Below are 12,221 nucleotides of genomic sequence, written 5' to 3'. Positions count from 1 at the left end.
GCAAAAGTTACTGAACCGCTGGAATATGCCTCTCAGGATACAATTCAAAGTCTATTCCTAAGCCAATCCTATTGAGTGTCTTGAATCGCTACATCGATCAAGTGCTCCTAGCTGCCGAGAATCCGCTCTATCCGTTGACGAGCTGCGCCTGTAAGCCGTTTGACACCGAGCAACCGTGCCACGTCCAATGCAGTATCAGTCGCATCAATGATGCTTGCTGCGATACGTAGCTCCTCTGCTGCGATCTCTTCGATAGAGCGCGCGTCATTGGCCGAAGCCGGAACGCGGTATGTAGACCACTCCATCACATCGCCTTCTGCGTGCCAGATGAATACCTCTTCAAACCCTGCTTTCTGAACGTAATGATGCTGTTCGGCCAACTCCAGCACGCGGTCCCGAATGAGTCGCCCTGATCGCAGGAAGCCATGTGCACGAGCGACCCGCTGGACCAGAAGTGCATCTAGAATTGGCGCTTCTTGGCGCAGGACCTCTTCGACGATCTGACGTAGCACAGGGGTGTACTCGGGCATGTGAAACTGGTCGGCCTGGATCATCAACGAAAGGGGCGAAAGGTCCGCAACGCGATACTCCCTCTTCTGCCCCAGAGATATTGATTGAACGCTATGGGCTCGTGCGATGCGAACTTCACCAATCTCCGCTGGCCATTCACTCTCGGATGCCACAGTAGCTTCAGGTAACAGGTTGTTAACAGCGATGTCGGTCGTGAAGTCGATCACGAAGGGAGCTACCGACGGCTCGTCGGCTACTTGACCGGCACTAAACTCGTTCCGCGATCGATCGAGAAGATCGTTTAGAGCAGCGTGCAGCTTCTGCAACGCCCCTTCTTTGTTGACCCACCATTCTGTTGACCACAGCCGTACCAGGCTCCAGCCCAGGCCCTTAAGGATTGCACCCCGGACCTTATCACGGTCCCGCGCGGTGGCAGCGCTATGGTAAGTAGCACCATCACATTCAACACCCGCCAAGTAGTCGCCCGGACGATCAGGGTGAACAATACCTAGGTCGATGCGGAAGCGTGACACTCCGATTTGAGGGACGACCTGCCAACCGAGACGCCGCAACCCTTGGGCGACGGCTTCCTCGAACGGCGAGTCGTAGCCGCCTACAGAGCCTTGTATCGCTTCAGCCAAGGCCCTTGGACCGCGCTGCGCAAACTCAATGAAATGCTTTAAATCGCGAACGGCGCGAGCGTTGGTCCGATTCAGATCGATCATTGACGGGTCGAACGATGTGAACACCAACATCTCCCGCCGAGACCGGGTGATCGCGACGTTCAGCCTGCGCCATCCCCCGTCTTTGTTGAGCGGACCGAAGTTCATGGACATGACCGGCGCGCCTGCTTCGGTGGGACCATAACCGATCCCGAGCATGATCAGGTCCCGCTCATCGCCCTGGACCGTTTCCAGGTTCTTCACTACTACCGGTTCGGTCTGGGTGTCCTGAAAGAACGGCTCGATCTGTGGGTATTGCTTGCGGGCCGCGTCCAACAGATCGTTGATCAGTTTTTGTTGATCAGAGTTGAGCGTGATTATCCCGATTGAATGACCAGCTGCAATGAACGCAGGATCGGTAAGACGCTTGACGGTCTCGCTGACAATCGCTTCAGCTTCCGCCTGGTTGTAGCGGCCCTTACCTTTTGCGTATACACCCTCGACTCTGCGGCACTCAACAGCGCTTGCACGGGTCTCTGCCGCAGGAAAGGTGATCAAATTGCTGTCGTAGTAACGGTGATTCGAGAACGCGATCAGGCTTTCATGGCGACTGCGGTAGTGCCAGCTCAGACTGTGGCTTGGCACCCCTGCCCCCAAGCATTCGTCCAGGATGCTCTCCATGTCTTCGGCCGTATCGTCGTCACCGGCATTGGGCCCACGGCTGAAGAAGTTCGTCGGTGGCATTTGACGCGGGTCACCAGCTATCACCACTTGCTTGCCGCGAGCAATCGAACCGATTGCGTCCCATGGAGCAATTTGAGATGCCTCGTCGAAGATGACCAGGTCGAATGGGGGCTGATCGGCAGGCAAGAACTGCGCAATCGATAGCGGGCTCATGAGCATGCACGGCGCCAGGCGATTCAGTGCATCCCCCATTTCAATGGCCAACTGCCGGACGGGTTTGTGCCGACGAGACTTCTGCAATTCATGCTTGAGAATTGCGAAGCCACTGCTCTTGGGAATGTCATTCTTTGACGGGATCAGACCACAGAGTTTTGCCCTGATGTAACGCACCGTAAGTTTTGCCAGCTCATCGTCCAATCGAGCAAAAGAGCCAATATCACTCATGTGTTCGGCTGCGACGAAGTTTCTCAGCAGCGGTTCGCTGTCGATGCCCTGAGTGGCAAACCAATACGCATAGGCGGTGACGAAGGTGTCCTCAGTTGCCGTTGGCAACAAGCTTCCCGCTTCTAACGCCTGAGCAAGGCTGGACAAACCCACCTCGGTAGCCTGCTCCCGCACTCGACACCAATCGCACCAGGCCTTGAGCTGCTCTTCCTGCTGCTGGATGGACAGTGAAGTAGTACGTAATGCGGTAACGCTAGGATGCGTGCCAGGGGGCGATGCAGCTAATCCAGTAAACAACCGGACTGCATCGTCATATCGGGACAAGGTCTGTTGCAAAGTCGTTAGCGCAGCACCGATCTGCCCACCCGGCGCCAACATGTCGTTCGCATCGATGACTAGACGCGCGACTGCGCCGCGCAATGCAACCAAGTGGTCGGGCGATTCAGCCAGGCCGCTCAGCAGCGCGCGCAGATTCTCGGCCAGTATGACGGCGTGCAGTGTGCGGGAGGTATCGCTCCCCAGTCCTTGCCAGCCAGGAATTGACTGCATGTCACTCGACAACGCGTCCAGCTCCATTAGCTGTGAATGCAGGCGCTCGAAAATGGCGAGATCGGCAACCATATCAGGAATGCCCGCTGCGCCACCTAAAGAGGCCAATTTCTTCGCCACTTTTTTCTTAGCGAATGTCGCCAGGAACCAGAACTTACTCTCAGCCTCTCTCCACTCACTGCGCATCTGTTCGAACGGAATGCGACGGCAAGCTTCATCGGCGTAATCCAAAGATAGGCTTTCTTCCAGCTCCCGATAGCTCTCGATCAACTGACAAGCGCGACGGGCTGATTCGATACGTGTGACAGCGTCGGGGGAGAAAGCGAATGAAAGGTTCTGGCCATAAGATTCTACAACCAGGGCTACCAAATCGCTGAGCTGCTGGACCTGCATCACTTCAGCGATAGGCAACGACAGGTGCGTCAGGCCAACCAGTCTTTCGCTGGCGGCGTTCAACGCATCAAGCGCCTGCGGCAACTCACGAGAAGCACTGGCGATCTGCGCCTGCCAGGCGTTCGACCATTGGGTCTGCGCCAGAGCGCCGAACTTGCCTGACAGGTCTCGCGCAGTAGCCCCATTGAGGCCAAGTCGACGGGATAAGTCGAGGAGCTGGCCGTACTCAGCAGCGTCATGTTCGGTGTTTGCAGGCCAGGATAATCTTGGCGTCTGAAGGCCATGGTCACGAACAACACGGCCTATCGACTGGTGCAGGGTAAGGCCATTTCCCCAACGGCGATGAAGAACTTCGACCAGTTGGTTGAGACGTGAGCGCAGCGCTTGCAATCTAGCGGCTTCACGCTCCCACTCTTCAGCACTCAATGCGTCGCTCACGTCCCACGCACGATCCAGCTGCTTGAGCACTTCAACTTTCGAAGCCTTGCTTGAGTGCAGCTCCAGACAGAACTCGCCCAGCCCCTTCTCGGCCAGACGACGATAAACCACGTCGAGGGCGGCACGCTTCTCAGCCACGAACAACACGCGACGGCCCAGCGCTAGGTTATGGGCAATCATGTTGGCAATGGTCTGCGACTTACCGGTTCCGGGAGGTCCATCCATTACAAAGCTATGATTACTAGCGGATGCCACAACGGCTGATAGCTGCGAAGAGTCAGCCGGTAATGGGGCAAAGAGCTGTGCCGGTGTTACTGTGGAATCGAGACGCTCAGGTTTAGGAAAATCGTCTGAGCCGGAGAAGCCCTCACCTGCCGCGTTTGGCTCCAAAAGATGCTTAACCAACGGGCTTTGCAGCAGCTGCGCTGCGTTGGCGTTGAGGTCTTTCCACATCAGATATTTGGCAAACGAGAATGTGCCCAGAACCAGCTCAGTGCTCACCTCGAATCCTGGGACATCGCGCACCGCTCGCCGTACCATGTTCCAGATGCCAGTCACATCAATGCCGCTTTCATCACTCGGTAGTTCGCCATCCAGGCCGGGAATCACCAGTTCAAAATCATGGCGGAGCAACTCAAGCAGTGTCAGGTTGAAACGCGGCTCCTCGTCGAGCAGGCTCAACGTTACCCCGGACAAGGCGCTTTTGCGTTCGAGTTTTACCGGAAGCAAAATCAACGGAGCTGAATACGTCTTCGGGTCTTCTGCGGTTTTTTTCCATTTAAGAAAACCGATAGCCAGGAAAAGAGTATTCGCGCCACCCTCCTCCAAATCACTGCGCGCTTTGCGGAACAGATCAATCAGCGTCGCTTCGAGTTTGACCTTCTCCAGACTGGCGAGCACTTCACCGCGTGCGAGTGCCTGACGAGCCACTTCGTCGACCAAGCTTTCATTATTCTGCTGCTCATACAGGGCCACATCACGGCCACTGCTGTTCAGGTCAGGTACTGGCATTACCCGAATGCGACCGCCACTGGAGAGGAGGTCTTCAAGCGCCGCTGGATCCGGGCAGAGAAGACGCACGCCTTTGGCACTGTCCGGGAGATGCAGCAGACGGTTACGCGTTGTCAGATCAAGGAGCTTACGTTGCCATAGCGTGAGTTTGCCAGCCGGACCTTCATTACCGTCATTTATCTCAACATCGAAGCCTGGAAGGGCCGGAGCTTCCTCCAATCCTTCAACAGCCGGTTGTGCATCATCGGTCGCTTCGGATGCACTCACTGCCGACACCAATGCCATCGGGCGAATCTTCTGCATCCGGGCACGATGCAGATCAATGGCCATGATGAACTGCTCATCATCGAGTTGCCGCTCCGCAGCCGCAACGGCTTGGGAAAAGCTAGGCGCAGGCGTTTGGGTAGCAAGGGTGGTCTCGAAGACCACCATTTCTTTCAAATCTAGACGCTTACGTACCGCCGACGCTTCATCTGTCAACAGCTGGGAAAACTCTTGTGGTTGCAACCAAACGCCTGCAAAAGCATGTCCCTTGGTCATGACAAGCAGGGCGTTGAGTCCAGCCTGCTCCAAAGCCGCTGCGAAGAGCAATGCGGTATCCAGACATGTTGCAATGCCATTCTCCAGAACCACGCTCGGAGGCCTTACCTTCTGGCCCTGTTGCTCAAAGCTAGCTGGCGGCAATGCATAGCTCAGTTGGAAGCTGCATACCCCAGACCAGATGGCCGAGGCAAGCTCCCAAGTACGTGTGCGCGACTTGCTCTCATAGCCATCAATGCCGTCTTTCTTCCCTGCACGTCTCAAGACTTGAGAGGCCGCTTTGAGAACCCGATCTATAGCCGGATCATTGGGCATGCAGAAAGCAGCCAGCAACTCCGGCATGGCGCTCAAACCGCCCCATTCAGTGCGTGCCAAAAGTTCAGTAGGGAAGCGCTGTTCGACAAGTAAATTGTCGCCTTGGGAAAGGCGCATGACCACATCGGCGCTCAGGCTTTCAGTCAGTCCGGACAGATAACCAGCATTGAGCTTGATGTCGCGCTCAGAGATGCTGAGGCGATCACCCGCGTGAATGCGGTCGATATGCCAAGTCCGGCTTTCGACAAAGTCTGGGTCCGTGCTCAATGTCAGGGTAAGGTTCTCAAAGTTTGTTTCTTCTTGGTTCCAGAGACTCAGTTCACGTACAAGCGGGACGGCGTTCTGGTGGGAGGCGAAGCCGATCTTGCGTGCGATCAGCGCCTCAATCTTGATGTTCATTCATAGGCTCCTGGAGCTACGAGCGCTGGCCTCATGAAGAGGCCGACAAATACACCTATAGTCCATGAGTAATTGATGGTTGGGAATTGTTTATAGTCAATCAAACGCCAAATGATTGGTTACCGACCAAAAGGAAACGCTACTGCGGAGACATATTTTAGCTATCTGCTAGGCGATATAGGGTTTGAGCGTGGGATATCGATAGCCCTGTACGTTGCAAATTTCGGCGACTTTGCGAGCTGGGAAGCGCGGTTGCGGCAATAAAAAGGCCGCCGTGTTTCTTTGCTTGCTCTATCCGATGAGATATCAGCGCTCCATGGTAGCCCTGGCCTCGTGCGTTTTTTCGCGTTGCAGCCGTACCAAGGTAGGCAACCCCGTTGCAGGCCAAGTACATCAACGCTCCTGCAACGATCTTTCCATCAGACTTGAGGACGTAAATTTTCATACGTTCATTTGAGATCAGCCCTGCGAACGAAGCTTGGCTCAACTGAAGATGTTCCGGCTTGGTATGAAATCCACTCGCATGTACGGCCACGAACTCAGGAAGCGTTTGTGAGGTGGCCTCTTCGATTTCGAATGAGTGGTGGTTCAAGACCACGTCCTCGATGGCGCACGCGAGTTGCAGATGCGTCCATCCCCTCAGACGCTCCAGTTGCCTCTCTCCCACAAAAGCGTATTGCTCCAATGTAGAGGCCTTGCCGATCAGAGGCGTTACGGTCGAATACTCCGCCGACTCAAGGAGCAAGCTCACTAGTGCCTCGGGGCTGGCGGAGCTATCGCCGTAGATACGATTGAGCATCGGGCTGGATGATGCCTTCACTCGAAAACATGGAAAAGCGTCGTTAAAAAACACGCGAGCACCAAAAGGGTTCCCGCTTATCCGAGACAAACTCTCGACGCGCGCACACAAATACTCGCTTTCTGCGGCCTCAATCGCATGATCCATTCCAACATTCATTTGCATCGTCCTTATTGCGTGGTTCCGCGTGGTTTCCAGGGAAGGTAGCGGCAATCAAACAATACGCACATGCAAAGACACCCGCTAGTAGATAGCCGCCAGCCTCGGCGTTTGCTTTGGGACGCCTGCTGCCTGTAATGGGGGCAGCAGGCGGCTGAATGGGAGACGTTACGTACATACTTAAAAGCTAGGGAGCGATTCAAGCAGCTCGATGAAGCCCTGAGTTCGCGGCGGCCAAGTCATGACCAAGTCGGCTATTGACATCCTAATGCCTATACTTTGACTACGCGAACTTTGCCCTCCTCCTATTGACAGCTATAAGGGGCTGGGATATCTACAAAGCAGGATTTAACAACCCAAGCGATAAAGGAAATCGACGATGAGTATTAAACCTGGCCCTAAGAGAACGAACGAGGATGGCACCCCGGACAAGAGGCAGAGAGTCACGCCTGAAAAGCAAAAGGATCATCCAAAACTGAAACCTCATAAGCATAAACAGGGGGAGTAGGATCAAAAGCAGCTCCCGAGCCTGAAGTGGCCCGATAATCTGGCTGGCTTCAGTCTTCTTCAGTTTTGAAAGCGGCCCGTCGATCAAAATCGACCTGATCGCCCACTCAACCTACGTACGCCATTTGCGAATGTAGCTCAGCGCTCGCTAGAGAGTTCTTTACGTACGATTTCTGCACCAGCACTCAACGCGTGCAGCTTGCCGCTGGCGACTCGACGTGGCAAAGGTGCCATGCCGCAGTTAGTGCATGGATAAAGCCTGTCGGCATCGACGAACTGGAGTGCCTTTCTCAGGGTATTGGCCACTTCCTCGGGCGTCTCAATGGTATGGATCCCCACGTCAATGGCTCCTACCATCACTTTTTTACCCCTAATGAGTTCAAGCAGATCCATAGGTACGTGAGAGTTATGGCACTCCAGCGAGATAATATCGATGCCGGATTTTTGCAGCTTGGGAAACGCTTCTTCGTACTGTCGCCACTCTGAACCCAGCGTCTTCTTCCAGTCGGTGTTGGCCTTAATGCCATAGCCATAGCAAATATGCACGGCGGTTTCGCATTTGAGCCCTTCGATTGCTCGTTCCAAAGTGGCTACACCCCAGTCATTCACGTCGTCAAAAAACACGTTGAATGCAGGCTCATCGAACTGGATGATATCTACCCCGGCAGCCTCCAGCTCTCTGGCCTCCTGATTGAGAATCTTCGCGAATTCCCAAGCCAGTTTTTCACGGTTTTTGTAGTGAGCATCGTAGAGGGTGTCAATCATCGTCGTGGGGCCTGGTAGGGCCCATTTGATTGGCTGCTTGGTTTGCTGTCGTAGAAACTTGGCGTCTTCAACAAAAACAGACTTTTGACGAGCAACAGCACCCACCACCGTTGGTACGCTCGCGTCGTAGCGGTCACGAATTCTGACAGTCTCACGTTTTTCAAAATTAACGCCGTCGAGGTGCTCAATAAACGTCGTCACGAAATGCTGGCGAGTTTGCTCACCGTCACTGACGATATCGATACCGGCCATTTGTTGTTCTTGCAGTGATAAACGTAACGCGTCCTGCTTGCCTTCAGTCAATTCTTCGCCTTGCAACTTCCAAGGTGACCAAAGGGTCTCAGGCTGCGCAAGCCAAGAAGGTTTAGGCAAGCTGCCAGCAGTCGAAGTGGGTAACAATTTTTTCATGAAGATGACCTTGGTTTTAAACTAATCAAAGAGCGCAGCTAGCGGAAAACTGCTCAAGAACAGTGCGGTAAGGTTTCATAAAGTGCTCTTCGACAAACTTTCCCTGCTCAGCAGCAAGCCGACTGCGTTCCTCGCGGTCATACACAATTCGAGTCAGTGAATAATCCTGGTTTTTCAAGCTAGGCTGATAGCATTTTCCTGCCGCTGAATTTGCATTATAGATTTCAGGTCGATAAATTTTTTGGAAGGTATCCATTGTGCTAATGATGCCAATAAGTTCAAGATTGGTGTAATCACTAAGTAAGTCGCCAGAGAAATAAAAAGCCAAAGGTGCGGCGCTGTTCGGCGGCATAAAATAGCGAACTTTCAACCCCATCTTATTGAAATACTCATCCGTCAAAGAGTATTCATCTTGCTGGTACTCATGTCCTAGAACGGGATGCTGACTCTCAATCCGATGGTACCTTCTGCTACTCGAAACGCTCAGACAGATAACAGGCGGCTTTTCGAAATTATCTTTGTAGGCACATGAATTAACGAAGCACTTAAACAGCTTTCCGTGCAAATCTCCAAAATTTTCTGGCGTACTGAACTGGGACTGATCCTTGTTGTGTTCTAGCAACCGCACACTGAAGTCATAGTCGCGCACGTAAGAAGAAAAGTTATTTCCGACAATACCTTTGATGCGCTCACCGGTTGTTCGATCAATAATCGTGGCTTTCAGAACTTCGATTAGCGGGATGGCATTCTCCCCGCCGTCAGCAGCAATAGTCAGCTCAGCGGAGATGATGTCCAGTTCGACCGTGTAACGATCACCTGTAGGGTTGTCCCAGTGCGCCAAGGCGTTGAAACGGTTGTTGATCATCGTCAACGTGTTGCGCAAATTCTTCTGGCGACTTTCCCCTCTGGCAAGATTGGCAAAGTTCGTCGTGATGCGCGTAGTGGCTGATGGAGAGTAATGCTCATCAAAAGAAATGCTCTTGATAGCAAATGTGAGTTCTTTTTTCATCCTGACCTAGCATCCTGTTTTTCAACGCAAAGCTGAAATGGACTTTCGCCTTCATTAAGCTTTGACCTACGTTCTGTTTCTTCACTGAGTGCTGGCATTCCAACCTTTCATGAAGAGCTGCGCGCATTCTAGATCGAGTAAACACATGACCGAAAACGAATTGATTTCAATAAAAAATTAGTCAGGCTCATGATGGGTGCAGGGTTAAGACTAAGGTCGCTGGATCAATTGTCCGCCCTCTACGGCCTGCTTGGAATCGACCTCAATACATCGGGACCGACGCTGTTCGGGAATAACACGTCCAGATTGCGTCCGCAGGTTGCGTGCAATCTGTGATAGCGACCAGTCGTTCAAGATGGCGCAGATGTCCACCTTCGAGCCACAACCTAAAGGGGCTGGCATGCGCGCTATCACTTGGATAATGCGGGGCTGATGAAATTGGTATCTTCAAATTTTCTGCGCAGGTCGAAAGTTGCCGTCATTAAACCTGCTGGGTACTGAGCCAGAGTGGTTGATCGATTGATTAACGACTACTCATGTACATGCTCGATACTCGCCACCGGAATGATCTGCACATTCCCATGTCTTACCCCACGCTCTGCCATCACATGCTGAGCCAATTCCGCTACCTGGCCTGTGGGTCCCTTTAGCACTGAGACTTCCAGACAATTACCGTGATCAAGATGCACATGCAGCGTCGACATGGTCAGATCATGGTGAGCATGAAAGGTAGTATTCAGGCGTTTGGATAACTCACGGGTGTGGTGATCGTAGACATAGCTCAAGGTAGCGACGCAGTCTGCTTCAGGATTACCCGCTCCAGGCTCAAGCAAGCCTGCACGGAGCAAATCGCGGACGGCTTCCGAGCGCCCTTGATAGCCGCGAGTGGCGACGCGCTGATCAATGGCCGCCAGAAGTTCGTCGTCCAGCGTGATGGTGACTCGTTGCATCAATACCTTCCTGCGAGTATGAGGTTTATCCATAGACATCATACTTACTGATGAATACTCTATGCCCGCCATCATTGGGGAGTACGAGTGTGAAGCAGCAACGGACGAAACAAAAGCTCAACAGTTGGATCTTCGCGGCTTGCCTCGCCGTTAGTCTTGGTCAGGTTGTCAACGCGGATAGCGGTGAAACATCAACAGACGTACTCACCTACAGCTGGCCGACCAATGCCGGGCCTCTTGATCCCCGAGGCTACTCCCCCAATCAGATGTACGCGCAGGCCATGGTGTATGAACCTTTGGTGCGTTACACCACGACCGGCGCACTTGAACCCTGGCTTGCGACAAGTTGGACCATTTCCCCGGACGGCAAGACCTACACCTTCAAGCTGCGTGAAGGCGTCACCTTCAGTAACGGGGCGATCTTCGACGCTGCTGCCGCGAAAGCTAATCTGGATGCCGCACTGGCGAACACCAGCAGGCATCAATGGATGGAGTTGGTCACTACGATTGACCGTGTCGAAGCACCAGACCCCGCGACACTGGTGCTGGTTCTCAAACACCCCTACTACCCCACTCTACTTGAGCTGGCCCAGGTTCGGCCGTTGCGCTTTGCCGCGCCCGACGACAAGCCCGGCAGCTTGATAGGCACAGGCCCCTGGAAGCTTGTTGAAACCCGGCGAGGCGAGTACGACCGCTTTCAGCGTAACGAACGCTATTGGGGGGCAAAGCCTGCTTATAAGGAAGTGTTGGTAAAAGTCATCTCTGACCCCGATAGCCGCGCTATCGCCTTGCAAACCGGAGAACTGGATCTGATTCAGGGCTCTGAGGGTGAGATATCTCCGGGCACGTTTGTACGCCTACGTGATGCCGGTTTCAAAACCGCAATCTCCGCTCCGCTGGCAACCCGCGCAGTAGCGATGAACACCGGTCTCGCCCCCACCAATGAACTGGCAGTACGCCAGGCAATCAACCAGGCCATCGACAAAGACACCATCATCGCCAAGGTGCTGCATGGTCTGGAACCGCGCGCCGATGCACTGTTCTCCAACAACATGCCGTACACCGACATCGGCCTCAAAGCCCTGCCCTACGATCCCGCCGCCGCTCGCAAGACCTTGGAAGCGGCTGGCTGGAAACCTTCAACGGGCAAAGGCCCGTTGGTAAAAGAGGGTCGGATGTTGAGTATCGAGCTGTGCTTCCTGGGTACCAGCGCACTGCAAAAAAGCCTCGCCGAGATCATTCAGGGCGAGCTGGCCAAGGTCGGTATCCAAGTGCAGTTGCGCGCCGAGGAGGAAGGCGCCCTGGTGCAACGTCAGCGCGAAGGCCGTTTTGGCATGATATTCGGCGACACTTGGGGCGCGCCCTACGATCCGCACTCATTCGTCAGTTCCATGCGTTATGCCGGGCACGCCGACTACATGGCCCAACGCGGTCTGCCAATGAAAGACGCCATCGACCGCAAAATCGCCGAGGTGTTGGCCAGCACTCAGGAACAGGTTCGCGCAGACGGCTATCGGGAAATTCTGACGACTCTCCACGATCAAGCCGTTTACCTGCCGATTTCCTATCTGACCGCGATCAGCGTTAGCCGCCCGACTGTCGACGGGGTCGAGTTTGGCAGCACGCTGTTCGACGTGCCTTTCGAACGCATGCGCCCAGCGGCCGGGAAACCATAACTC

At 54.0% G+C, this 12,221-nt stretch carries 6 protein-coding genes; 1 reads left to right on the top strand and 5 read right to left on the bottom strand.

Annotated elements, in window-relative coordinates:
* Positions 1-107 precede the first annotated feature (107 nt).
* From AFK24_RS24960 to nikR, 5 genes are all read right to left on the bottom strand, one after another.
* Positions 108-5,945, bottom strand: coding sequence for a DUF3320 domain-containing protein (locus AFK24_RS24960; protein ID WP_065835768.1), 5,838 nt, complete (start codon positions 5,943-5,945; stop codon positions 108-110).
* Positions 5,946-6,102: 157 nt separating this feature from the next.
* Positions 6,103-6,903, bottom strand: coding sequence for a GNAT family N-acetyltransferase (locus tag AFK24_RS24955; RefSeq protein ID WP_065835767.1), 801 nt, complete (start codon positions 6,901-6,903; stop codon positions 6,103-6,105).
* Positions 6,904-7,548: 645 nt separating this feature from the next.
* Positions 7,549-8,583: a methionine synthase gene (locus AFK24_RS24950; protein ID WP_065835766.1), complete on the bottom strand. Its 1,035-nt coding sequence runs from the start codon at positions 8,581-8,583 to the stop codon at positions 7,549-7,551.
* Positions 8,584-8,608: 25 nt separating this feature from the next.
* A complete protein-coding gene (locus AFK24_RS24945; protein ID WP_065835765.1) occupies positions 8,609-9,592 on the bottom strand; it encodes a DUF1852 domain-containing protein in 984 nt (327 codons plus the stop codon).
* 530 nt (positions 9,593-10,122) lie between these two features.
* On the bottom strand, positions 10,123-10,542 hold the full coding sequence (gene nikR / locus AFK24_RS24940; protein ID WP_065835764.1) for a nickel-responsive transcriptional regulator NikR: 420 nt from the start codon (positions 10,540-10,542) through the stop codon (positions 10,123-10,125).
* 89 nt (positions 10,543-10,631) lie between these two features.
* Here nikR and nikA point away from each other — a divergent pair, with 89 nt between their 5' ends.
* Entirely contained in the window at positions 10,632-12,218 is a 1,587-nt protein-coding gene (nikA, locus tag AFK24_RS24935) for a nickel ABC transporter substrate-binding protein (protein ID WP_065835763.1), read from the top strand.
* Positions 12,219-12,221: the final 3 nt, after the last annotated feature.

Origin of the sequence: Pseudomonas syringae, assembly GCF_001698815.1 — a bacterium.
Lineage (GTDB): Bacteria > Pseudomonadota > Gammaproteobacteria > Pseudomonadales > Pseudomonadaceae > Aquipseudomonas > Aquipseudomonas syringae_A.
The sequence above is the reverse complement of the archived record's forward strand: the minus strand, read 5'-3'. Positions and strand labels throughout refer to the sequence as shown.

Excerpts from the sequence above, each read along its gene's own strand:
- AFK24_RS24960 (WP_065835768.1), bottom strand. The coding sequence starts at position 5,945 with ATGAACATCAAGATTGAGGCGCTGATCGCACGCAAGATCGGCTTCGCC.
- AFK24_RS24955 (WP_065835767.1), bottom strand. The coding sequence starts at position 6,903 with ATGAATGTTGGAATGGATCATGCGATTGAGGCCGCAGAAAGCGAGTAT.
- AFK24_RS24950 (WP_065835766.1), bottom strand. The coding sequence starts at position 8,583 with ATGAAAAAATTGTTACCCACTTCGACTGCTGGCAGCTTGCCTAAACCT.
- AFK24_RS24945 (WP_065835765.1), bottom strand. The coding sequence starts at position 9,592 with ATGAAAAAAGAACTCACATTTGCTATCAAGAGCATTTCTTTTGATGAG.
- nikR (WP_065835764.1), bottom strand. The coding sequence starts at position 10,542 with ATGCAACGAGTCACCATCACGCTGGACGACGAACTTCTGGCGGCCATT.